This is a genomic window from Rhodococcus sp. MEB032 (assembly GCF_030208925.1).
Taxonomy (GTDB): Bacteria; Actinomycetota; Actinomycetes; order Mycobacteriales; family Mycobacteriaceae; genus Rhodococcus_F; species Rhodococcus_F qingshengii.
In genome coordinates this window covers 391,747-415,727 of record NZ_JARVSY010000010.1, presented here as the reverse complement: position 1 = coordinate 415,727, position 23,981 = coordinate 391,747, and the positions used below count along the sequence as shown (strand labels likewise).

Genomic DNA, 23,981 nt, shown 5'->3' with positions numbered 1-23,981 from the left:
GGAAGATATTTCAGAGTGGGCGGACGGCCTACTGGTAGAGACGCAGCGCAGAACCGTTGAGCGACTTGCCGAATGAGAGTCCGGCCTTGTTGAAGTACACGTTCATGACGGAGTCTGCGAAGGGCACGGCCGCGATCGTCTTGGTGAGCTCCGACTCGGCGTCGGCCCAGGCGTCACAAGCGTCGCTACCGGTCAGACCGGAAGCCTTGGTGGCTGCTGCTTCGTAGGCGGGGTTGCTGACCGATCCGAAGTTCTTGCCTGCTGCGGGAACCGGCCCGGCAAAGTACGCAGTGAAGGTGCTGGGCAGCGAGGAGTTGACCTGGACCCAGGCGATGTCCCAGGCAGAGTTGTCCTTGCCGCTCAGAATGACGTCGATGATCTTGTTCGAGTCGCCCCCGGTCACCTCGACGTTTGCGCCGAGTTCGGACCACGCCGACTGAGCAAGTTCGGCCGCCGCGTTGCGCGGATCGTCGGTGCCGTCGTACACGAGGCGGAGATTGAGCGGCTTGCCATCCTTGCTTCGCTTGCCGTCAGCGCCGGCGGTCCAACCAGCGCCGTCCAGTGTTGCCTTGGCGGCAGTGAGGTCGAAGTCCGGAATGTTGCCTGCGACAGAGTCGTAAACGCAGGCGCGCGGTTCGACGGCGACGAGGCTGGTTGCCCGGACCCCGTGTCCGGCGGTGATGACCTGAGTGAGGTCGTCGAGATCGACCGCTTGGATCAGGGCCTTGCGCACTGCGGGATCGCTGGTGGGATTACTCGCGATCTGGTTGAAGTACATCTGGCCTGCCGGCAGAGGCCGACCGACGGAGTCCAGATTGGCTGCCGCGACGCGGTCCTTGTCCGGACCGGCGATCGGAGCTGCGTTGAGTTCACCCGAGAGCAGCTGATTTGTGGCGGTGCTCACGTTCGGCGACATGGCGGCGACGACCGTCTTGGGGACGCCCGGGGTGTCGGAGGTCGTGCCGTCGGGGCCCCAGTTGTAGCCCTCGCGACGCTGGAACGTGTAGTGGTCGTTGGCGGCAACTTCGGTGACTTCGAACATGCCGGTGCCGAGCGACTTCTTGTTCGACGCTGTCGGATCTTTCAATCCGGCCTCGCACAGGATCGGCAGGCGACCGACGTTGAGAAGAAGGAACGGGCTCGGCGCCGGAGTGGTCACCGTGACAGTGCGCGTTGCCGGATCGGCAGTCGCAGTGGCGCCGGTCGGCACGGAGGACCCGCGCAACTGTGAACCGTTGTCCGGGTTGGCCACGAAGTTGATGTTGTCCGCGACGGTCTGCGGTGTCAGCGTCGATCCGTCGGTACAGGTCACCCCGTCACGGATGGTGAAGGACGCCGAGGTCGGGGTCTCCTCCCACTTCTCCGCCAACCACGGTCCGACTTCACTGGTATCGGGATCCTGGTAGATCAGGTAGTCGTACGCCAAACGCGACAACTCGGCGGTCGCCGAGGCGGCCGACATGATCGGGTTGAGAGCACCCGGATCGGCCTGCAGGGCGAAACGGAAGGTCCCGTCGGTGGCCGGTTCACCGCCACTGGCGCCCGAGGACGTGCCTCCCGAGCCACAAGCAGACAACACAAGCGTGAGCCCTGCGGCTGCCGCAAGTGTTGGATAGAAGCGGTGTTTCATGGTGCCTCCGTGATGGAGCAGGGGCCCGAGCGAAAAACGTGAGGGCGCGGTTGAGTGTTGACTGCTAAATCTTGGCGCATGACGTGACGCGCATCTCTGTCGATCCTCACGAAAATCGGGTCGATTTTCGTCCGCTCCCACGAAAACCGTCAGGATCAGTGAATACCTGTCCGTATACCGACAGCGACCGGCGAAACACGACGATTTCCCCGGTCGCTACCGGCGGTCTACTGGTACAGGCGCAGGGCCGAACCGGTGAAATTACGGCCGAATGCAAGACCCGCATTGTTGAAGTAGAGAGTCGTGATCTTGTCGGCAAAAGGTACCGCGGAGTTTGCTTTGATGATCTCTGATTCGGCGTCTGCCCAAGCGGCACAAGCATCCTCGCCGGTCAGTCCCGAAGCCTTGGCGACGGCTGCGTCGTAGGCCGGGTTGGAGATCGACGAGAAATTGAGTCCCGCAGCTGGCACCGGACCGGAGAGGAAGGGTACGAGCATGCTGGGCAGCGCGACGTTGATCGGCTCCCACGCAACATCCCACGCGGTGTTGTCCTTGCCGCTGAGTGCTACATCGAGGATCTTGTTCGAGTCTCCGCTGGTGAGTTCGACAGTTGCGCCCAGATTGTTCCACGCGTTGAGTGCGACGTCGGCGGCAGCATCGGTCGAGTCACCGAACGTTTCGTAGACCATCCGAAGTCGGAGCGGTGTGCCGTCCTTGCTGCGCTTACCGTCGGCACCGATTTTCCAGCCCGCTGATTCGAGAGTTTCTGCGGCTGCGCTGGGATCGAAGGCCGGCAGGTTTCCGGCGACAGAGTCGTAGATGCAGGCCCGCGGTTCGATGGACACCATCGTGGTAGACCGGGTTCCGCGGCCGGCGGTGAAGATCTCGGCGAGGTCGTCGAGATTGAGCGCCTGGACCAGCGCCTTGCGTACGGCTGGATCGCTCGTCGGATTACCCGGGCTGTGATTGAAGAACATCTCGCCCGCCGGAGCCGGCTGCTTGACCGTGTTCAGATTCGCGGCATTCAATCGGTCCTGATCGGCGCCGGAGACGGCGGCGGCATTCAGATCACCGGACAACAGCTGATTCGCAGACGTACTCGTATTGGTCACGATGGACGCGACGACATTCTTGGGCACTCCGGCGGTGTCGGAGGTGGTGTCGTCAGGTCCCCAGTTGTATCCGTCGCGCCGGACGTAGGAGTAGTGATCGTTCGCCACGGCCTCGGTCATCTGGAACATGCCCGATCCGATGGTCGTTTTGTTCGCCGCCGTCGGATCCTTCAACCCTGCCTCGCACATGATCGGAATCCGCGCCAGATTGAGGAGCAGGAAGGGCGAGGGCTCCGGAGTCGTAACAGTCACTGTCCGTGTTGCCAGGTCGGCGGTGGCAGTTGCAGTTGCCGGTGCGTACACCCCGCGGAGAGCGGATTTGTTTGCGGCGTTCGTGATGAAGTTGACGGTGTCTGCGACAGTCTGAGCAGTCAGGGCGGATCCGTCGGTACAGGTGACGCCGTCGCGAATGGTGAACGACGCGGAAGTAGTTGTCTCTTCCCATTTTTCGGCGAGCCACGGCTTGGTGACGCCGGTATCGGGATCTGGGTTGAGCAGATAGTCATAGCTCAGACGTGCCAGTGCGTGTGCCGGTGAAGCGGCAGTCATCAGCGGATTCAGAGCGCCGGGGTCGGCCACGAGTGCAAACTTGAAGGTGCCGTCGGTGAGCGGCTCACTCCCACCCGAACCTGATGATCCACCCGACGAGCATGCGGTCAGGGCAAGGACAGTGCCGGTTGCCGCGGCCAGTAGTGCGTAGGACCGTTGTTTCATGGTGCCTCCGGGAGATGAAGTCCCGACCCGAACGACGCGAGGTCTGTCGGGTCAGGAGCAAAAGACGATTGCTTGAATCTTCACCCAACAAAAGAACGAGAACATCGTCCGGATTTACGAATGTTTCGTGAGACTTGGTAGATCGCTACAACATTGTCGGATGGAAGAGACGAAGCTGGAGCATCAGGCTGAATCGAGTTTCCGGATCATCGAGATCGATGCCGGCAATCCCGGCAAGCTTCTTGAGGCGGTACCGGAACGTGTTGACGTGGATGTGAACCAAGGACGCAGCAGCCGGAATGTCGCCGAACGTGTCGAGCCAGGCACGGAGAGTGTCGACAAGGTTGATGTCGTGACTGCGGTCGTACTCACGCAGCACCGCGAGCGGACCCGATGCGGTCTCGTTCTCGTCCGCCAGGGCGTCGGAGAGGCGCAGAAGTAGGGAATTGATCTGCACGTCGTCGGCGCACGCGACGGTCCGGCCCGAAGAATTCCACGTCGACCTCAGAACGCGAAGTGCTCGGTCGGCTTCGTCGCGTGACTTCTCCAGCGTCATCACGTCGGCCACTGTCGCACCGATTCCGATGACCACCGACTTTTCCGAACGGGAACGGTCTGCAAACTCCGACGCGATCCGACGCACGTAGTCGTCGTCGGTCTGATGCCGGGTGTGTGGGATGACGGCGTAGACGGTGCCGCCGATCGCTGCCGCCACCGACAGCGGAAATACTTGGTCGAGATAGGTATTGAGTGTCAGGGCCAGTTGATCGACGTCGGCTTCGGCCTCCAACGATGCACCGGCGCCGCTACGGAAGCCGGCCGCAAGCACGTTTGCTTTCGAACGGCCGTAGCCCAGTCGCTCGGCCGCTTCCTTCGCTGAAGTGCCGCCACTCAGTAACGTGATCACCTCGCCCAACCTCAGTCGTCGTGCCGAATCCGCGGCCAGTTTGGCGCGAAGCAAACTCATGGCGGCCACGCCCGCAGCCTCGACGAGCGTTTTGACCTGTAATTCGTTCGGCTCCTCGTCCAAGATCACCCAGATCGAACCGAGGATCTGCGATGCCGCATGTATTCGCATGCCGACGCGGGGCCTGATGCCCGGCCCGATACCCGGTAGAAATACCGGCAGGGTAGAGCCGTAGATCTTGTTGAAATACCCCATTGACCTGAGCCGATCGGAATAGTGCTGCGGCACTTGATGTCCGAGGACACTCTGCTTACGTGCCTCGTCGCCGAAGGCTTGATCCGCCGAGAACGCGAGGATCCGGCTCGACTGATTCTCGATGGTGACCGGGCCGTTCAATACCTGAGCGATCGAGTTGGCAAGATCGAACAGGTCGGCGTCGGCGGCCGACGTGCGGTCCCCGTTGTTGCCGGATTCGAGGATCTCGTTGATCAACGACGCGCTTTGCAGCCAGCTTGCATCCTTGACCATTCCGAGGAGTGCGACGTCGGTGTCGGCCACCGCTTTCTCGACGAGGCCGTCGAAGTCCAGGGGCTCTTTGACGATCAGCGCTACCGCACCTGCCGAGCCGTATTCTCTTACCGCCGTTGCGATATCGGCCGAACCTGCGAGACCTGCGCCGAGTACGACGGCGCCCGCACTGTCCTGGGTAGCTTCGGACCCTTCGTGCAGGGTCACGCGGCTGACAGTGCGGGCGCCGTCGACGGTGTCGCCACCGCTGAGGAACGTCATTCCCAGTCTGTCGACGATGTCGACGATCGATACTCCCGTAGGTGTGGTCACCACCACACCTTAGGGGGAGCGGGGTCGATCAGTTGTCTGGTTGCCCTGCTCAGTTGCTGGGCTGCTCCGCCACGGCCTTCTCGACGAACCGGCGGGTCTGATCGAACGCCGCGGGCACCTGGACGGAATCGGTCATGTCACTGATCTCGGACCACCGTTCGGCGACGACCTCGGGCGAGAGTGCGCCTTCGGGGATGTAGACGCCCTGCGACTCTTCCATGCGAGCGATCGCGAAGACGCCGGCGCCGGCGCTGAGGATGGTCTTCGTCGGTGCGTCATCGGAGACCATGAACAGTGCGCCGGGTGAAATCGATTCGGGTGCAAGCAGAGCGAGAGTCTTCTCGTCGAGGAGGTCTTCGGTCATGCGGGTCGCGGCGGTCGGGGCCAGCGAGTTGACGCGGATGCCCTTGCGTTCGCCCTCGATGGCGAGAACGTTCATCAGGCCGACGACGCCGGACTTCGCGGCGCCGTAGTTCGCCTGGCCGAAGTTGCCGTAAATTCCCGATGCTGACGTAGTCATGAGGATGCGTCCGTAGTTCTGTTCGACCATGTGCGGCCAGACTGCCTTGGAACAGATGACGGAACCCATCAGATGCACGTCGATGACTTTGCGGAAGTCGTCGAGCTCGGCCTTGATGAACGACTTGTCGCGCAGGATTCCGGCGTTGTTGATCAGGATGTCCACGCGGCCCCACTTGTCCACGGCCGTCGCGACCATGGCGGCAACGGCGTCGACGTCGGTGATGTCGCAGTGGTCCGCGATGGCCTCGCCGCCCAGCTCGACGATTTCCGCCACTACTTTGGCTGCTGCGGTATCAGCGCCGCCACTGCCGTTGACCGAGCCACCCATGTCGTTGACGACGACGCGTGCGCCGCGTGCGGCGAGGGCCAATGCGTGTGAACGGCCGAGTCCGCCGCCTGCGCCCGTGATGATCGCTACCTTGCCGGAAAAATCCAACGACATTGGAAAACCTCTCTGATCTGGGATACTACTCAGTATTACTATGCGATGGCGTGGAAACAGTCAAGGGCCGGCAGGCAGTGTGAATGGGAGTGGAAGTCGAATGAGTAGTGATCTTCCGGACGTGCGATCCGCGATCATCACCAGCGCCGCCGACGCCTTTGCCGAAGACGGTTACGCGGCCACGACTGTAGATTTACTGGCCGATCGAATCGGCGCCACCAAAGGTCTTGTCTACTACCACTTTCGTTCGAAGTTCGACATCTACCTGGCAATCTACGAGCGCGGGATGAGCCTGCTCCGCGCTGAGGTCGAGTCTCGGATGGGCGGGGCAGAAAGCGGCCTCGCGCGTCTCGAAGCGATGTCGCACGCCCACCTGGTCAATCTCATGACACATCTCGGGTACCACCACACGATCCACCAAGGCGTCCGGGGCCAGATGAACTCCGCGCTCAAACCGAGACAACAGCAAGTCCTCGTGGAACTGAATTCGCTGCGACTCGATTACGAGAATCTGTTCGTCGACGTGATGACCGAAGGTGTCGCGGATGGTTCCATTCGTGCGGGCTCACCTCGAATGGCGGCAAAAGTCCTCCTCAGCAGTCTCAACGGCATCGACCTCTGGTACCGAAGGCGTGAAGGGCAGACTTTGGCGGAGACGGAGTCGTTGGCGGACCAGATCGTCGAACTGTTGATCGGCGGATTGCGCGCTGCGAACTGACTGAAAGCTGCATTCGTCGAGCGGGTTTCCTCCGACCGGTTCGTGCTGTCCTGCGGCTTGTCGTTCGGTTTGTCCCGCTCTGACAGTCGGGGTAGCATGTTGGCGTCGTGCGCGGACTTGCGTAGGAATTCAGGGAAGAGGAGGTGTGGCTGTAATGCGTGGCCAACCTCCGAGTACCAACTGAAGCTGTAGCCGCCCGGGTTGATCCGGTATTTTGCTGCAGCTTCATCGTGTGTTCATCGGCTTCGGCTTTGCTGTGAAGCAAGCGTCGTCGTTCACTCTTCCCTCGAAAGCTGTTCAGCATGCGCGAATTTCGTCGTTCACGTTCGGTACTGCCGCGTCGTTCCGCGGGGCTCGGTGACTCACATCCCGGACACTCGCGTGCCGCACGCACCGTCGTCAAGGCTGCCCCGCCCGAGGCGGTGGCGCCCGTCGAATCGACCGTCGTCAACAGCGGCGTGTACCGCGACGGCGAGCGGATAGCGTCACCGTCCACGCTGGCGGAAGCACTGTCATGCCTTCCGGATTCGCAGTCGATGGCGTGGATCGGCATGTACCGGCCCGACGACGCCCAGTTGTATGCCGCTGCACAACATTTCGACCTCCACGAACTGGCGGTCGAGGATGCGATCGTCGCGCACCAGCGCCCCAAGCTCGAGCGCTACGGCAAGACACTGTTCGTGGTGCTGCGTGCTGCGCGGTACCGCGACGAGACCGAGCGGGTCGAATTCGGCGAGTTGCACATCTTCTGTGGTCCGAACTTCATTCTGACCGTCCGTCACAGTGAATCGCCGGATCTGTCGGCGGTGCGGACTCGCATGGAGAACGATCCTGACCTGTTGCGGTTGGGTACCGAGGCCGTTCTCTATGCCATTCTCGACGCAGTCGTCGACGGGTACGCCCCGGTGGTGGCCGGCCTGCAGAACGACATCGACGAGATCGAAACCGAAGTATTCAGTGGCGATCCCGGAGTTTCGCGTCGCATCTACGAACTGACCCGTGAGGTGATCGAATTCCAGCGGGCGACGCGTCCGCTGCTGGGAATGCTGCGTGGGTTGTCGGCAGGGTTCGACAAGTACCACACGGACGAGGAACTCCAGCGATACCTGCGCGACGTCACCGACCATGCGACGACTGTGGTGGAGCGGGCCGACGGCTTTCGTCAGTTGCTCGGAAACATCCTCACGGTGAACGCAACTCTGGTGTCGCAGAACCAGAACGAGGAGATGCGCAATCTGACGCAGGCAAGCTACGCGCAGAACGAGGAGATCAAGAAGGTCTCGGCGTGGGCGGCAATTCTCTTCGCGCCGACGCTCATCGGAACCGTGTACGGGATGAACTTCGACGACATGCCGGAACTGCACTGGCACTTGGGCTATCCGTTTGCGCTCTCGATGATGTTCCTGACCTGTGGAAGTCTCTACACGATCTTCAAGCGTCGGGGCTGGCTGTAGAAAGCGCCGGCTGTAGAAAGCGCTGTGCGCCTTGCCAACCGAGATCGGTTGGCAAGGCGCACAGGTGTTTTTCGGGAGGGCGCTCGAATCAGAGCGTTGCGACGCAGACCGTGAACTTACGTTCCGGGTGCTCGAATCCCGAGTCTGCCCCCGAACCGCATTCGTCGATCGACGTGGAGTTCTGCAGGATTTCGACGACCTCGACGACATTGGTGCCGCTGGTATCCGAGCATTCGATGCGGGCGGGCTCGTCCATTCCGCTGCCGAGGTCCATGCATCCGCCGACTACCCAGTCGACGTCGAGACAGACAGCGCCCTGCTCGTCACCCGCGAGGGTCTCGTAGTAGTACGAGTCGACGTCGGAGGCACACAGATCAGAGGTGGGAACCTTGGCGACCACCTTGTAGTTGGAATCCTTGCTACCGCAGTCCGCGTTGTCGATTTCTGCGGCCGTCGTGGTGCCTCCGAGCTTGACGCAATCACCGATCGACACGTCGATGTCGACGTCGCCGCCGTCGTCCGAACCCTCCTGGCCGGTGATCTTCGAGGTGGTCGGGGCCGCGGAGGTAGTGGTCGAATCGGCAACCGAGGAAGATGATTCCGCAATGGCTTTCGGCTCGATGTCGGAACCGCAACCGACGGTGAAGGCGGCGATTGCAGAAGTTGCGATCACCGCAGTGCAAAGTCGCCGGACGATTCCGGACATAAGGACCCCTTTGTTGATTCTTGGATAATTCTGTTGGTTCGTGGATTGTTCGGGACCTATTCCAATACATCGGTAGTCGAATTGCCAACCGGACTGTCAGTATGGGTAGGTGGAGCTACCCCTGATGCCGCCGCTTGCCCCGATGCTCGCGAAGGCTGCGGCCACTGTGCCGCCTCAGCCCGAGTCCGGTGACCCGACGTGGTCGTACGAGCCGAAATGGGACGGATTTCGAGCAATCATCTTTCGTGACGGTGACGAAGTGGTGCTCGGGTCGCGAGGAGGAAAGGACCTGGCGCGGTACTTTCCCGAAGCGGTGGAAGCTGTCAAGTCTGAATTGCCCGAAAAATGTGTCGTGGACGGAGAACTGGTGGTTCCCCGTGAGATCGACGGTGTGACGCGTCTGAGTTGGGAAGCGCTCTCCGAGCGGATTCATCCCGCCGCGAGCCGCGTCGCATTGTTGTCGGAACAGACGCCAGCGCAATTTGTCGGGTTCGATTTACTGGCGCTCGGCGATCGCGACGTCTCGATCGAGGACTTCGGGGTCCGACGTGCGCTGCTCCTCGATTGCATCGGTGGCGGGCCGAGTTGCCACGTCACGGCAGCGACGGCCGACAGCGCCGAAGCAATGGCCTGGTTCGAAACCTTCGAAGGCGCGGGTCTCGACGGGGTTGTCGCCAAGAAGCTGGCGGGACCGTACCTGCCGAACAAGCGCGAGATGATCAAGGTGAAACACGCCAGGACCGCGGATGTCGTACTGCTGGGCTACCGTCCCCACAAGAGTCAGCCAGGTATCGGGTCGATGCTTCTTGGTCTGTACGACGGTTCCGAATTGAAGATGGTCGGTGGCGCTTCTGCTTTCACCGCGGCGCGGCGGATCGAGTTGTTGGCCGAACTCGAACCTTTGCGCCTCGGGGACGACGTTGTAGCCGAGGGAGAGGCCAGCCGGTGGAGATCGGCCGCAGACCGCTCCTGGATTCCGCTTCGTCCTGAGCGGGTGCTCGAAGTGGCGTACGACCAGATGGAAGGGGAACGCTTTCGGCACGCTGCACGATTCCTGCGCTGGCGTCCGGACAGGGTGCCCGACGAATGCACATTCGATCAGTTGGAGGTTCCGGTGCGATACGACTTCGCGGATGTTCTTGCAGGCGGTAAGTGATGGCGAGCCCGGCAGAGGAACTGGACGTCGACGGGATCGCGGTCCGATTGTCGAGCCCGGACAAGATCTACTATCCGCAGTTGGGTGAGGACGGCGGAACCAAACGGCATCTTGTCGAGTACTACCGAACGGTGGCGCTGCAGGGTGCAGCGTTGCGGGCGCTCCAAGATCGGCCCACGCATCTTCAGCGATTCCCCGACGGCATCGAGGGCGAAGAGGTTTACCAGAAGCGGCTGCCGGCAAAACGGCCCGAGCACGTCGAATCCTGCGAGGTCACGTTCCCGTCGGGTCGCAAGGCCGACGTCCTTCGAGTGCGAAGTGCTGCGAACATCGTGTGGGCCGCCAATCTCGGGACTGTCACGTTTCATCCCTGGGCCGTGCGGTGCCCGGACACCGACCACCCGGACGAACTGCGCATCGATCTCGATCCGCAACCGGGGACCGGGTTCGACGAGGCCGTTGCCATCGCGGACGAGGTCCTTCGCCCTCTGCTCGCTGAGTTGGGATTGGAAGGATTTCCCAAGACGTCCGGTGGCCGAGGCCTTCACGTCTACATCCCGCTCGAGGCGCGCTGGGATTTTGTCGAGGTCCGTCACGCGGGTATCGCCCTTGCTCGTGAAGTCGAGCGTCGTAGTGCCGATCGCGCCACAACCGCGTGGTGGAAGGAAGAGCGGGGTGAACGGATCTTCATCGACTTCAATCAGAATGCCCGTGACCGGACGATCGCGGCGGCGTATTCCGCTCGTAAGACGCCGATCGCAACTGTGTCGACGCCGGTGACCTGGGACGAACTGCGCGACGTGCATCCAGACGACTGCACCATCGCCACGGTTCCCGGCTTGCTCGCCGATCGTGGTGATCCGATGGAAGCCATGCACGACAAGGCCTTTGCCCTCGATGTTCTGTTGGAGATGTGGGAGAAGGATCTGGCGGCAGGACTGGGCGATCTGCCGTACCCGCCGAACTATCCCAAAATGCCCGGTGAACCCAAACGTGTTCAACCGAGCAAGGACCGCGATCGGAAGAACAAAGACGGGTAGCGTCAGAGGCGGACATATCGGGTAATTCGATCAGACGTCGAATGTACGGTCACGTCGAATGCACTGTGGGGGTTGGATATGGATCGCCGGAAAATGCGAGCAGCAAGCTTAGCGGCGGGCGGTGTGATTCTTGCCGCCTTCGGATTGTCACTCGGTAGCGGAACAGCGTCAGCCGCGACGTTGGATTGTTCGGCGCGCGGGCAAGATCAGACGATCGTCGACGGGTCATCCGCATGCCGAGCGGTGGCAGATGCCTCCAGTTACGCGATTTCACACGTCGAGGGCGACGGCGTCGGCGTCGCGGATTCTCGAGACGGCGGCAGGTCGGCAGGCCTCGGCCTCTTCGGCGGCGTTGCTGCGGCGGAGTCGCGCGGTGGGTTACTTGCCGCGGTCGCGTACGGCCCGGGTTCGCTCGCACTCGGTCGCACCGACTCCTCACCCTTTGCCGTGGTGCTCAGCGGACCTGGCGGCAGAGCGGCAGTGGGTGACGCGGACGTCGGGGCGATCTGCTCAGGTGGTCCCACCCTTGTTTTCAATATCGCCACAGGTCAGGGATGTTTCAGCGACGGCGCTTCGACGTGGGTCACCCCGTGAGGGCACCCCGGCCCTGAGCCTCTTGCGTGACAGTGGTCACAATGGTGTCAAGCTCCTGCCACCGATCGGGTGACCGGGCAACTTGATCAGCGGGGATCGGAGGACGCGATGACTCCCAGTGCACGACGGGGTTCGCTCGCCCGGGTGGAGGTGCCTTCGCGCACCGAGCTGTACGTGGACCGGCGATTCCTTCCCTTGGCCGACCGCTTTTTCGCGATGTATCGCCAACCGCAACAAGGCGGCGGCGCGCTGGTCGTGTACCTGGGCGGTGAGAAAGTGCTCGACATCTGGGCCGGCAATGCCGATCGTGATCGGCGCTGGGACCACGACACGGTGTCGCTGTCGTTCTCGACCGGCAAAGGCGTCGCCAGCACCGTCGTTCACCGACTCGCCGAACGTGGGTTGATCGACTACGACGCTCCGGTTGCTCGGTACTGGCCTGAATTCGCGGCGGCCGGCAAGGACAAGATCACCGTCCGTGAACTGATGTCACATCGCGCGGGCCTTCACCGAGTTCGCGGCTTGATGCCGCATCCTCTCGACCTGATGGACTACGACGCGGTCGTTGCCGCCCTGGCTGCCGAGAAACCGGATCCGCGTCGGCTTCGAGGCCCCGGCTATCACGCTGTGACCTACGGCTGGTTGGTAGCGGAACTTGTGGCCAGGGTGTCCGGTCAGCCGTTCATCGACGTCGTACAAGCGGAGATAGCGAAGCCCCTCGGAGTCGACGAATTCTGGTACCGCGTACCCGAAACCGAGCGTCCACGGATCGCGAAGCTGTTCCCACATATCAACCCTGCCGGCTTGAACTGGGCCTTCGCGTCGACCGTGCTCTCACACGTCGGTCCGACTCGCGGACTCGCGGAGGCCGCGATGCCGGACGGTTTCGACGTCATGGTGCGCAACCCGGCTGTCCACGACGCCGTCATGCCGGGCTGGAACGGAGTGTTCAGCGCGCGTGCTCTCGCGAAGATGTACGGCGCCATCGCGAACGGCGGCGTGATCGACGGGAAGCGGTTCCTGAAGGAATCGACCATCGACCAGATGTCGACCATCCAGACTCGCGATCGGGATTACGTGCTGGCGGTGCGGCCCAACTGGACTCTCGGTTACCACCCGCCGATCATTGCCGCGCGGCGGCAGCCGCGGAATGCGATAGGCCACTACGGAGTCGGCGGTTCAGGCGCGTATGCGGACCTGTCCAGCGGACTCTCGCTCGGTTTCACCACCAACAGGTTGGGTAGTGCTGTGACAGCTCTCGGTGATCTTCGCCTTGCGAGGCTCGGCGCCGAGGCGCAGGAGTTGGTTCGTCGAATCTGACACGAAGGGAATGCCATGAGCAGCAACGTGTACCGGGTGACCGAGATCGTCGGCTCGTCCACCGAGAGCAGTGACGCGGCAATTCGCACCGCCATCGCCCGGGCGAACGAGACGGTGCGCAACCTCGAATGGTTCGAGGTGGTGGAAACTCGCGGTCACATCGAGAACGGCGCCGTGGCGCATTTCCAGGTCACGTTGAAGGTCGGCTTCCGGCTCGACGGCGACGAATCTTGAGTCGTCGTTCATGAGTGTTGATCTCAGGGCGGCCGTCGGGTTCATGGCGGGACATGCCAGAACTCTCGATCGGCATCGACTGAAATTGATTCTCGGACAGGGGGACCGGACCGCGGCATTGGCGGCTGTGGACAGTTATCGCAACCCGGACGGTGGGTACGGCTGGGGACTCGAACCGGATCTTCGCTCGGCATCGAGCCAACCTGGCGGCGCGCTGCACGCCTTCGAAGCCTTTGCCGACATCGGAACGCCGACGCCCAGAGCCGTCGAGCTGTGCGACTGGTTGCAGACCAATTCGCTGGCAGACGGCGGTTTGCCGTTCGCCTTCCCGATCGCCGACCCGGCCGGTTGTGCGCCCTTCTGGGTGGATGCGGATCCGTTTGCGCCGTCGTTGCAGATCACCAGCATCGTGTGTGCTGCAGCGGCTCGCGTTGCCGAATTCGACGAGGCCGTCGCCGAACATCCGTGGTTCGCCTCTGCCGTTCGATATTGCCTCGACGCGATCGACGGGGCGGATTCTCTGCATGCCCTCGAGCTGGCCTTTGCCTTGCAGTTTCTCGACGCGGTTCACCGGAACAGTCCCGAAGCGTCGTCGTTGGTGAGCACTCTTGGTTCGCGTGTCCCGGCTGACGGCTTGGTTCACGTGGACGGGGGAGCCGAGGGCGAATTCATGCGGCCCCTCGATTTCTCACCGCTTCCCGGCGGCCCGACCCGCGCGTTGTTCGACGCATCAGTGATCGAGTCCGAACTGTCTGCGCTCGCTGCGCGACAACATGGCGACGGCGGTTGGGCGGTGGATTTCGACAGCTATTCGCCCGTCGCGGCGTTGGAATGGCGAGGTCACGCCACCGTGCAGGCGGTGTGGCTGCTGAAGCGCAATGGGGTGATCTGAAAACGATTCTCGCGCCAAATTGGAACACGTTATAGTCTGGGAACCAGTTCGAGCTTCGTGTTTCAGGGATAGGGGAATGTCATGGCGTATGTGATCACGCAGCCGTGCTGCAACGACGCCTCGTGTGTTGACGTGTGTCCGGTCAATTGCATTCACCCCACACCGGACGAAGCCCCGTTCGCGACCACCGAAATGCTCTACATCGATCCCGACACCTGCATCGATTGTGGTGCGTGTGTGGACGAATGCCCGGTCGAGGCGATCTTCCCGGACAACGAACTCGACGAGGACGACGCGCCGTACCTGCAGATGAATGCGTCGTACTTCGAGAAGCATCCGATGGGCCCGGATTGGCCCGAGCCGATCACGATGGCCAAGATCGATCCCGAACTGGGAACGCTGAAAGTGGCGATCGTCGGCTCCGGCCCGGCCGCCTGCTACGCGGCGATGGAACTGACCGGCAAGCCTCGCGTCGAGGTCGACATGTTCGATCGACTTCCCACTCCCTACGGTTTGGTGCGCGCCGGCGTGGCGCCAGACCATCCCGGAACCAAGGGGGTCACCGATCAGTTCCGCGCCGTCGTCGCGAAGAAGACTGTGCGCTGCCACTTCAACGTCGAGGTGGGCACTCACATCTCGCATTCGGAACTCTTGGACCATCACCACGCAGTGATCTACGCGGTAGGCGCTGCCGGGGATCGCAAGCTCGAGATCCCGGGCGAGGATCTGCCGGGAAGTCACGCCGCCACCGAGTTCGTCGCCTGGTACAACGGCCACCCGGGATATGCCGATCGGACTTTCGATCTGTCCGGCGAGCGAGCGGTGATCGTCGGAAACGGCAACGTCGCACTCGACGTCGCACGCATCCTGGTGACCGACCCTGACCAGCTTGCGAAGACGGACCTCGCCGAGCATGCATTGGAAGCGCTGCGGAACAGCAAGATTCGTGAGGTGGTCATTCTCGGGCGTCGTGGGCCGGCGCAGGCCGCGTACACCAATCCCGAACTGTTGGCGCTCGGACAGATGGCGAACGTGGACGTAGTCGTCGACCCGATCGAAGCCGAACTCGACGAGGCCAGTCAGGCGTTCGTGGAAAGCGATGCCGCCGAGCCGTCCGTCCTGCTCAAGGTCAAGCAGGCGCAGGAATTTGCTTCGCGTACCGCAGATCCTTCTCGCAAGCGGATCGTTCTCCGGTTCCTCACCTCTCCCGTCGAGGTCCTCGGCGACGGTGCAGTCTCACAGGTGAGGATCGTGAAAAACGAATTGGTGGCAAAGCCGACCGGTCAGCTCTCCGCCCGGCCTACCGAGACCGAGGAGACGATCGACACTTCACTGGTGCTTCGGTCGGTCGGATACCGCGGCACACCGATGGCCGACTTGCCCTTCGACGACGCTCGCGGCGTGATCCCCAACGAGAACGGCAGAGTAATCGACACCGAGACCGGCACGCCGATCCCGGGTGTCTACGTCGCGGGTTGGATCAAGCGCGGACCGACTGGCGTGATCGGCACCAACAAGTACTGCTCCGCCGAGACCGTGTCGATGATCTTCGACGACTTCGCTGGTGGGCGCCTCGCCACCCCGACCGAGGATGCCGACAAGTTGCAGGTTTTGTTGGCAGACCGGTCGCCGGATCAGGTGGACTATCAAGGTTGGCAGCGTATCGACAAGGCAGAACGCGCATCCGGTGCCGCAACCGGACGACCGCGAACCAAACTCATCTCCATCGAATCCATGTTGGCGGCTGCCCGCAGCGACGGATAGCAACGTTTGGGCGAACATCCGAATTGCTCGATTGCCGCTTTTGTGTGTTAATGACTATGGAAATGTGCGGTTTGCTCTCTTCGGCGTGCTCGGGTGTGTAGGTGTGCTCCGAGCGGGTGCGTCCGAATGGTGCATCGGCATCGGTACCAGGCGGGTATCGATGCCGGCCGCGCACGATCCACGTGAGTACGTGGTCAGTCGAGCGAAGGTAGTGACATGGGCAGCAAAAAGGGTCGTCGGACGTCACGGGTTGCCGTGGCAATCGTCGGAGCAGTGGCCGCCGGCCTCGCTCTGGCCGGACCCTCCGCGGCTGTTCCGCTCTTTCCCGGTGGACCCGACATTCCGTTGCCCGTCATTCCCGGCGTTCCGTACCTCGATCCGGCAATTCCGGTTCCGGGCATCCCGGGTACGCCGATCCAGGCGCCCATCGGCGTCCCCAACTTCTCCGCTCCGTCGCTCAATCCGTCCGCGGGTGAGACAGTCGGCATCGCGCAGCCGATCATCATTCGTTTCAACGAGGCCGTCGGCGACCGTGCGACGGCCGAGCGCGCGATTCGCGTGACCACCGATCCGCCGGTCGATGGCAGCTTCTACTGGATCAACGACAGCCAGGTCCGTTGGAAGCCGGCACAGTTCTGGCCGGCGAACATCTCCGTGACCGTCGACGCCGGTGATTCGCACTCCACGTTCAACATCGGTGACGCACTCGTCACCGTCGCGGACGACAACACCAAGCAGGTCACGGTCACCCGCAACGGCGAGGTCGTGCGCACCATGCCGACGTCGTTCGGCAAGCCGGGCCACGAAACACCGAACGGCACGTACATCGTCGGCGAGCAGCTGCGCGACATGTACATGGATTCGTCCACGTACGGCGTTCCGATCGATTCTCCCGAGGGGTACCGCACCTACGTCGAGTACGCGACGCGAATTTCCTACAGTGGCATCTTCGTCCATGCAGCTCCGTGGTCGGTTGCGCAACAGGGTTTCACCAACGTCAGCCACGGCTGCCTCAATGTCAGCACCGAGGATGCCAAGTGGTTCTTCGAGAACGCTGGCAAGGGCGACCCGGTGATCGTGCAGAACACCGCAGGTGGAGTCCTCAGCGGCGCCGACGGATTGGGTGACTGGAACCGCTAGACATCGACGAGGAAGGCCCTGCGCGAGAAGTATTCGCGCAGGGCCTTTTTCGTGTCGCGTTCAGCTCGAGTGTCTTGTACGTTCACCATTCATTCGTTGCGGGCGGTCAGACTGCCTCAGTGAGATCGAGTCCGGAAAGAACGCTGCCCACTTCAGGCAAGCCAGGTCTGTGGGGCAGACCATGGCGTGATTACGCGCTCTTCGCGCTCTTGGTCGGCCCCAATCTCGCGTTGCTGATCTTGTTCACCTATCGCCCGCTGGTGGACAACATCCGACTTTCGTTCTTCGACTGGAACATTGCGGACCCGAAGGCGACGTTCATCGGGCTGAGCAACTACCGCGAGTGGTTCGGACGAAGCGACACCTGGCAGATCGTCACCAACACAGTGATATTCACGTTGGTTACAGTGGTGGGTTCGATGGTCATCGGTTTGGCGTTGGCCATGCTGCTCGATCGCAAGCTCGTCGGGCGAAACCTGGTCCGGTCGGCCATCTTCGCTCCGTTCGTCATCTCCGGTGCAGCGATCGGTGTCGCGTTTCAGTTCGTCTTCGACCCCAACTTCGGTCTGATCCAGGATCTCCTGCACCGCGTCGGACTCCAATCGCCCGACTTCTATCAGGACCCCCACTGGGCGCTGTTCATGGTGACGGTGACATACATGTGGAAGAACCTCGGCTACACGTTTGTCATCTATCTCGCTGCGCTGCAAGGAGTTCGGCAAGAGTTGAACGAAGCCGCCGAAATCGACGGTGCCAAGCCGTGGACCAAGTTCCGCCGGGTTCTCCTACCTCAGTTGCGCCCGACGACGTTCTTCCTCTCCATCACCGTCATGCTCAACTCGCTCCAGGTCTTCGACATCATCAACGTCATGACCCGTGGTGGCCCGCTGGGTACGGGGACGACGACGATGGTCTACCAGGTGTACAACGAGACGTTCCGAAACTTCCGGGCGGGCTACGGTGCGACGGTTGCCACCATCATGTTCCTGATCCTGCTGATCATCACCGTCTACCAGGTTCGTGCCATGGATCGGGGAGAAGAGAAATGACAGCGGTAGAGGAAAAGAAAAGCGCTGCTCCGACTTCCGTCGTCAGGCCGGGGCCGGACCGCAAGAGCGTGGACCGGCGTGAGGTCGGTGTGAAGATCCTCGGCTATGCGGCAATGGTGATCGCGTTGGTCATCATCGTCCTGCCGCTCTACTGGATCGTGATGACCTCGTTCAAGGAGCGCCCGGAGATCTACACGCAGCCGGCAACGTGGTGGCCGTCGTCGCTGCATCCCGAAAACTATTCGGAAGCAACCACATCGGTCCCGTTCTGGATGTTCTTGCGGAACTCGATAGTGATCACGACGATTCTGTCGGCGGCGAAGTTCGTTCTGGGGACTCTCAGCGCCTATGGGCTTGTTTTCCTGCGCTTCCCGGGGAAGAACTTCGTCTTTCTCGGAATCATCGCCGCATTGATGGTTCCGAACCAGATCACCGTGATCTCGAATTACGCGCTCGTGGCAGAGTGGGGCTGGCGTAACACGTTCCAGGGCATCATAGTTCCGCTCGCGGGTGTAGCCTTCGGTACGTTCCTCATGCGCAACCACTTCCTCTCGATCCCTTCGGAGATCGTCGAGGCGGCGCGGATGGACGGAGCCGGCCACTGGCGGTTGCTCTGGCGCGTGGTGCTCCCCGTTTCCGGACCCACGATGGTGGCGTTCGGCATCATCACGGTGGTCAACGAATGGAACGAGTACCTGTGGCCGTTCCTCATGTCCGACGATTCCTCGGTAGCGCCGCTGCCGATCGGATTGACCCAACTGCAGAACAACGACGGACTTACCAACTGGGGTCCGGTCATGGCAGGAACGGTGCTGACGATGCTACCGATCCTGGTGATTTTCCTTCTGCTGCAACGACACATGATCAAGGGCCTCACCTCCGGTGCGGTCAAGGGCTGACAGCTTTCCCGTCACATTTCTTTCTCGAGGAGCAGTAATGGCAAACATGAACAGGCGCGGATTCTTGAGCCTCGGCGGTGCAATCGCCGCCGGAGCCGCACTGACCGCGTGCGCGGGATCCGGCGGGTCGAGCGCTGATGCTGCGGGAACATCCGGTGCGTCGGGTGATTCCAACACCATCACCTTCTGGTCGAACCACCCGGGTAAGTCCACCGACGTGGAGAAGGAACTGATCAACCGCTTCCAGACCAAGTACCCGGACCTGAAGGTCAACTTGGTGGACGGCGGCAAGAACTACGAAGAGGTGGCACAGAAGTTCAACGCTGCCCTCTCCGGTGGAGATGTGCCCGATGTGGTTGTGCTGTCCGATGTCTGGTGGTTCAACTATGCACTGGCCGGGGCAATCGAGCCGCTTGACGGACTCTTCTCCGAGGTGGGGGTCGACTCGGCCGACTACGTCGATTCACTGCTCGCCGACTACCTGTTCCAGGGCAAGCACTATGCGCTTCCCTACGCGCGGTCGACGCCGTTGTTCTACTACAACAAGGCGGTCTGGTCGCAGGCAGGTCTTCCCGACCGTGGGCCGGCGACATGGCAGGAGTTCGACGAGTGGGGACCCGAGCTGCAGAAGGTCGTGGGCAACGGCAAGTTGGCACACGGGTGGGGCAACGCGAAGGATTACCTCGGCTGGACCTACGAAGGCCCAATCTGGACGTTCGGCGGCTCGTACTCCGACCAGTGGAATCTGCAGCTCGACAACGAGAAGACCATTGCCGCAGGGCAGTTCCTCTCCAGCATGATTCACGACAAGAAGTACGCCGCGGTCTCCACTGACATCGCGAACGAATTCGGTACCGGCATTCTGGCGTCGACCATCGCGTCGACGGGCGATCTGTCCGGCATCAAGAAGACTGCCAACTTCGACTTCGGCACCGCTTTCCTCCCGGCAGTGGACGGAACTCCCGGTTGCCCCACCGGCGGTGCCGGGCTTGCCATCCCGTCCAAGATCTCCGATCAGCGTAAGAAGAACGCGCTCAAATTCATCGACTTCATCACCAATGGTGAGAACACGGCGTACTTCTCGCAGAACGTCGGCTACATGCCGGTCCGCAAGTCGGCAACCTCGGAGCCGAGCATGAAGGCGTTCCTCGACGCGAACCCCAACTCCCGTACCGCTGTGGATCAGCTCTCGCGTACGCGCTCGCAGGACTACGCACGCGTGTTCGTCCCGGGTGGGGATCAGATCATCGGCACCGGACTCGAGCAGATCGCTCTCCAGAAGGCCGACGTCGCATCGACATTCGCCGGCGTTGCCACGCAGTTGCAGCAGATCATCGACCGGCAGATCACCCCCAAGCTGCCGAAGTAGTAGGAGAGAACACTCATGGCCAACGTGCAATTCGCGGGAGTCACGCACCGCTACGAAGGAACCGATCGACCGGCAGTCGACCGTCTCGACCTCGACATCGCCGACGGTGAGTTCCTGGTACTCGTAGGACCTTCCGGTTGCGGTAAGTCCACCAGCCTGCGAATGCTCGCCGGTCTCGAGTCCGCGTCGGACGGTCGGATCGAGATCGGCGGCACGGACGTCACGCACCTCGCTCCGCGAGCACGTGACGTCGCCATGGTGTTTCAGAGTTACGCGCTGTACCCGAACATGACCGTCGAGCAGAACATGGGCTTCGCGCTCCAGAATGCCGGAGTGGGAAAGACGGAGCGCCGGGAGCGGGTACTCGAGGCCGCGCGGATGCTCGAACTCGAACCCTTGCTCGGACGGAAACCGGCAAAGCTGTCGGGCGGGCAACGTCAGCGAGTTGCCATGGGTAGAGCCATCGTTCGCCATCCCAAGGTGTTCTGCATGGACGAACCACTCAGTAATCTGGACGCCAAACTGCGCGTCAGCACACGGTCGCAGATCGCCGCCCTACAGCGTCGACTCGGCACCACGACGGTCTACGTCACCCACGATCAGGTCGAGGCGATGACGATGGGGGACCGAGTGGCGGTGATGCTGGACGGTCGCTTGCAGCAGGTGGCGAAGCCGCGCGAACTCTACGACAACCCCGTCAACACCTTTGTGGCCGCCTTCATCGGATCGCCCGGCATGAACCTGATCGAAGCGCCGGTCGAGGGTACCGTCGCAGTGCTCGGTGATCTGCGGATTCCGCTGCCCACCGGGGCGTCCGAGCGGGAGCGGGTCGTCGTGGGAGTGCGCCCGGAATCGTGGGATCTGGTGGGAGCGTGGCGAAAGGGCTCGCTGGCCGTGGATGCCGATCTGCTCGAAGAGTTGGGAGCCGAATCGTTCGTCTATGCAAAGGGTGCCCCGGATTCGCAGTGGCAGAGCCGATCCGGTCGAATCGTCATTCGCGTCGACCGGAAGATGTCGGTGGCACCGGGGGAGTCGCTTCATCTGCTGCCCAAGGCCGGCGAGGTGTACTTCTTTTCCGCGGAGACCGGAGTACGTCTGTAGCGATACTGTGTGCGGCATGACCGTCGCACGTTCGCTGTTGCTGTTCGTACTCGCCGCGCTGCTCGAAATCGGGGGCGCGTGGTTGGTGTGGCAGGGAATTCGCGAGCACAAGGGATGGATCTGGGTGGGGCTCGGCGTCATCTCGCTCGGCCTCTACGGTCTGGTCGCCACCATGCAACCCGATGCGAACTTCGGGCGCATCCTCGCCGCGTACGGCGGGATCTTCGTCGCAGGTTCACTGCTGTGGGCGGTGGTGATGGACGGATTCCGCCCGGATCGTTTCGACATCGCCGGTGCGCTGATCTGTCTGGTCGGCGTCGGGGTGATCATGTACGCCCGGTAGGCCTTCGGCCCCGTGCGCGCTCAGGGAGTCCAGGGGGTCCCTAAGCGCGCACAGGGGCTTGCCCCTGCTACCAGATCTTCACACGCTTCTCCGGCTCCAAATACAGTGCGTCACCGGGCTTGACGTCGAACTCCTCGTGGAACGTGTCGAGGTTGCGGACGACGCCGTTGCACCGGAACTCCGGCGGCGAGTGCGGGTCAACGGCCAGACGGCGAAGCGCTTCGGCCTCACGGGCCTTCGTGCGCCATACCTGCGCCCACCCGAAGAACACGCGCTGCAAGCCGGTGAGTCCGTCGATGACCGGAGGTTCGGTACCTTCGGTCGCGATCTTGTACGCCGCGATCGCGATCGACAGGCCGCCGAGGTCGCCGATGTTCTCGCCGATCGTGAACTCGCCGTTGACGTGGTGGCCCGGCAGTTCCTTGGGCTCGAACTCGTTGTACTGCTCGATGAGAGCCTTTGTGCGCTTGCCGAATTCGCTGCGGTCCTCGTCGGTCCACCAGTCGACCATGTTGCCGTCGCCGTCGTACTTGGCGCCCTGATCGTCGAACCCGTGGCCGATCTCGTGGCCGATGACGGCGCCGATGCCGCCGTAGTTGGCAGCGTCGTCGGCTGCCGCGTCGAAGAACGGCGGCTGGAGAATGGCTGCGGGGAAGACGATTTCGTTCATGCCCGGGTTGTAGTAGGCGTTGACGGTCTGCGGCGTCATGAACCACTCGTCACGGTCGACGGGGCCGCCCAGCTTGGCCAGGTCACGGTCGTACTCGGCGGCGTATCCGCGACGGTAGTTGCCCACCAGGTCGGTTGCCGAGATCTCGAGTCCGGCGTAGTCGCGCCACTTGTCGGGGTAACCGATCTTCGGGGTGAACTTCTCGAGCTTGGCCAATGCAGCCTCACGAGTCTGCGGGCTCATCCACTCGAGGTCGGAGATGTTGCGGCGGTACGCCTCCTGCAGGTTTGCGACCAGTTCCAGCATGCGGGTCTTCGCCTCTGCGGGGAAGTGTCGATCGACGTAGAGCTTGCCGACGGCCTCGCCGAGCAGATCCTGGACCAGGCTTACCCCGCGCTTCCAGCGCTCACGGTTCTCTTCGGTTCCCGAGAGCGTGGTGCCGTAGAAAGCGAAGGTCTCGTCGACCAGGGCCGAATGCAGGTAAGGGGAGCGGGCATGAAGCACCTTCCACGCCGCCCATGCCTTCCAATCGTCCAGTGACTCCGACGCCCAGAGTGCGGTGAAGGTGTGCAGGAAATCGGGCTGGCGGACCACGATCTCGGCGAACTTCTCCGAATCGGCGCCGAGACCGGACAGCCATGCCGCCCAGTCCAAACCGGGGTTCTGTTCGGTCAGTTCCTCGAAGCCCACCAGGTTGTAACTCAGATCTGCGTCACGACGCTTGACGACGTCCCAATGCCCGGCCGCGATCTTCTTCTCGAGCTCGAACACACGCTGGGCGTCGTAGCCGACGCCGGCGAGGGTGAACATCTTGTCGATGTGCGCGACGTACTTCTCGCGGATCTCCGCGTAGTTGTCCTCGCGGTAGTACGACTCGTCGGGGAGGCTGATTCCCGACTGGCTGAAGTGGATCAGGTACCGCTCAGAGTTCTTGGCATCGGTGTCGACGTAATGCGAGATGGCACCGCCGACGCCGACGCGCTGGTGGCGTCCGATCACGGTGGCCAGCGACGACCGGTCCGGCGCATCGGCGACGGCGTCGAGCTCGTCGTCGATGGGGCCGAGGCCTGCGGCCTCCACGGCGTCGGCGTCCATGAAGCTCGAGTACAGGTCGCCGATGCGCTGTGCATCGGTACCGGCGGCCGAGTTGGACTCCGCGGCTTCGGTGATGATGGTCTGTACGTCTTCTTCGGCCTTGTCGTAGAGCGTCCGGAAGGCCCCGTCGACTGCGCGGTCTGCCGGAATCTCGTATTCGGCGAGCCATTTTCCGTTGACGTGGACGAACAGATCGTCCTGCGCCCGTGTGTCGCCGTCGAGGTGGGTGAGGTCGATGCCTGAGCGATGAGCCGTGGTCATTTCTCCATC

21 protein-coding genes are annotated in these 23,981 nt (G+C 62.3%); 15 read left to right on the top strand and 6 right to left on the bottom strand.

The annotated features are described in order from the left end of the window. Window positions 1–28: 28 nt before the first annotated feature. From QRN54_RS12205 to QRN54_RS12190, 4 genes are all read right to left on the bottom strand, one after another. Entirely contained in the window at window positions 29–1,630 is a 1,602-nt protein-coding gene (locus tag QRN54_RS12205; RefSeq protein ID WP_285182075.1) for an ABC transporter substrate-binding protein, read from the bottom strand. Window positions 1,631–1,857: 227 nt separating this feature from the next. Then, on the bottom strand, window positions 1,858–3,456 hold the full coding sequence (locus QRN54_RS12200; protein ID WP_285182074.1) for an ABC transporter substrate-binding protein: 1,599 nt from the start codon (window positions 3,454–3,456) through the stop codon (window positions 1,858–1,860). Between the two features lie 145 nt (window positions 3,457–3,601). Beyond that, window positions 3,602–5,203: a PucR family transcriptional regulator gene (locus QRN54_RS12195; protein ID WP_211920864.1), complete on the bottom strand. Its 1,602-nt coding sequence runs from the start codon at window positions 5,201–5,203 to the stop codon at window positions 3,602–3,604. A 49-nt stretch (window positions 5,204–5,252) separates the two neighbouring features. Beyond that, window positions 5,253–6,167: an SDR family NAD(P)-dependent oxidoreductase gene (locus QRN54_RS12190; protein WP_007731375.1), complete on the bottom strand. Its 915-nt coding sequence runs from the start codon at window positions 6,165–6,167 to the stop codon at window positions 5,253–5,255. Between the two features lie 100 nt (window positions 6,168–6,267). Between QRN54_RS12190 and QRN54_RS12185 the strand changes: the two genes are divergently transcribed. Further along, window positions 6,268–6,885: a TetR family transcriptional regulator gene (locus QRN54_RS12185; RefSeq protein ID WP_007731377.1), complete on the top strand. Its 618-nt coding sequence runs from the start codon at window positions 6,268–6,270 to the stop codon at window positions 6,883–6,885. Between the two features lie 302 nt (window positions 6,886–7,187). After that, window positions 7,188–8,339, top strand: coding sequence for a magnesium and cobalt transport protein CorA (locus QRN54_RS12180; protein WP_007731382.1), 1,152 nt, complete (start codon window positions 7,188–7,190; stop codon window positions 8,337–8,339). A gap of 88 nt (window positions 8,340–8,427) precedes the next feature. On the opposite strand, the gene lppU is transcribed toward QRN54_RS12180, so the two are convergent. Continuing rightward, window positions 8,428–9,045 (bottom strand): LppU family putative lipoprotein, encoded by a 618-nt coding sequence (gene lppU, locus QRN54_RS12175; protein ID WP_007731384.1) that lies wholly within the window; start codon window positions 9,043–9,045, stop codon window positions 8,428–8,430. 109 nt (window positions 9,046–9,154) lie between these two features. Here lppU and QRN54_RS12170 point away from each other — a divergent pair, with 109 nt between their 5' ends. The 13 genes from QRN54_RS12170 to QRN54_RS12110 all read left to right on the top strand — a co-directional run bounded on the left by QRN54_RS12170 (window position 9,155) and on the right by QRN54_RS12110 (window position 21,946). Next, window positions 9,155–10,201 carry an ATP-dependent DNA ligase gene (locus tag QRN54_RS12170; RefSeq protein WP_003940354.1) on the top strand — a complete coding sequence of 349 codons (1,047 nt, stop codon included), beginning with the start codon at window positions 9,155–9,157 and terminating at the stop codon, window positions 10,199–10,201. After that, the gene (gene ligD / locus QRN54_RS12165) at window positions 10,201–11,241 is read left to right on the top strand and encodes a non-homologous end-joining DNA ligase (protein ID WP_003940248.1); all 1,041 of its coding nucleotides are present in this window, start codon (window positions 10,201–10,203) and stop codon (window positions 11,239–11,241) included. The genes QRN54_RS12170 and ligD overlap by 1 nt, the downstream gene beginning before the upstream one ends. Window positions 11,242–11,319: 78 nt before the next feature. After that, on the top strand, window positions 11,320–11,835 hold the full coding sequence (locus tag QRN54_RS12160; protein ID WP_502944046.1) for a DUF6764 family protein: 516 nt from the start codon (window positions 11,320–11,322) through the stop codon (window positions 11,833–11,835). A gap of 108 nt (window positions 11,836–11,943) precedes the next feature. Then, entirely contained in the window at window positions 11,944–13,155 is a 1,212-nt protein-coding gene (locus QRN54_RS12155) for a serine hydrolase domain-containing protein (protein ID WP_003940004.1), read from the top strand. 15 nt (window positions 13,156–13,170) lie between these two features. Then, entirely contained in the window at window positions 13,171–13,389 is a 219-nt protein-coding gene (locus QRN54_RS12150; RefSeq protein WP_003939815.1) for a dodecin, read from the top strand. Between the two features lie 10 nt (window positions 13,390–13,399). Further along, window positions 13,400–14,281 (top strand): hypothetical protein, encoded by an 882-nt coding sequence (locus QRN54_RS12145; protein ID WP_285182072.1) that lies wholly within the window; start codon window positions 13,400–13,402, stop codon window positions 14,279–14,281. Window positions 14,282–14,362: 81 nt separating this feature from the next. Next, the gene (locus tag QRN54_RS12140) at window positions 14,363–16,045 is read left to right on the top strand and encodes an FAD-dependent oxidoreductase (protein WP_285182071.1); all 1,683 of its coding nucleotides are present in this window, start codon (window positions 14,363–14,365) and stop codon (window positions 16,043–16,045) included. Window positions 16,046–16,261: 216 nt separating this feature from the next. Further along, complete coding sequence (locus QRN54_RS12135) at window positions 16,262–17,185, top strand: L,D-transpeptidase (RefSeq protein WP_285182070.1); 924 nt, start codon at window positions 16,262–16,264, stop codon at window positions 17,183–17,185. A gap of 74 nt (window positions 17,186–17,259) precedes the next feature. Next, window positions 17,260–18,234 (top strand): carbohydrate ABC transporter permease, encoded by a 975-nt coding sequence (locus QRN54_RS12130; RefSeq protein ID WP_172827032.1) that lies wholly within the window; start codon window positions 17,260–17,262, stop codon window positions 18,232–18,234. Continuing rightward, window positions 18,231–19,133 carry a carbohydrate ABC transporter permease gene (locus QRN54_RS12125; RefSeq protein ID WP_285182069.1) on the top strand — a complete coding sequence of 301 codons (903 nt, stop codon included), beginning with the start codon at window positions 18,231–18,233 and terminating at the stop codon, window positions 19,131–19,133. Before QRN54_RS12130 ends, QRN54_RS12125 begins: the two co-directional genes overlap by 4 nt. 37 nt (window positions 19,134–19,170) lie before the next feature. Continuing rightward, window positions 19,171–20,502: an ABC transporter substrate-binding protein gene (locus tag QRN54_RS12120; RefSeq protein ID WP_003940485.1), complete on the top strand. Its 1,332-nt coding sequence runs from the start codon at window positions 19,171–19,173 to the stop codon at window positions 20,500–20,502. A gap of 15 nt (window positions 20,503–20,517) precedes the next feature. After that, the gene (locus QRN54_RS12115; RefSeq protein ID WP_007731405.1) at window positions 20,518–21,603 is read left to right on the top strand and encodes an ABC transporter ATP-binding protein; all 1,086 of its coding nucleotides are present in this window, start codon (window positions 20,518–20,520) and stop codon (window positions 21,601–21,603) included. A gap of 16 nt (window positions 21,604–21,619) precedes the next feature. Beyond that, window positions 21,620–21,946 (top strand): YnfA family protein, encoded by a 327-nt coding sequence (locus QRN54_RS12110; RefSeq protein WP_003940244.1) that lies wholly within the window; start codon window positions 21,620–21,622, stop codon window positions 21,944–21,946. Between the two features lie 67 nt (window positions 21,947–22,013). Here QRN54_RS12110 and QRN54_RS12105 read toward each other — a convergent pair whose 3' ends face one another. Further along, window positions 22,014–23,972, bottom strand: a complete 1,959-nt coding sequence (locus QRN54_RS12105) for a M13 family metallopeptidase (RefSeq protein ID WP_058037706.1) — start codon at window positions 23,970–23,972, stop codon at window positions 22,014–22,016. Window positions 23,973–23,981 lie beyond the last annotated feature (9 nt).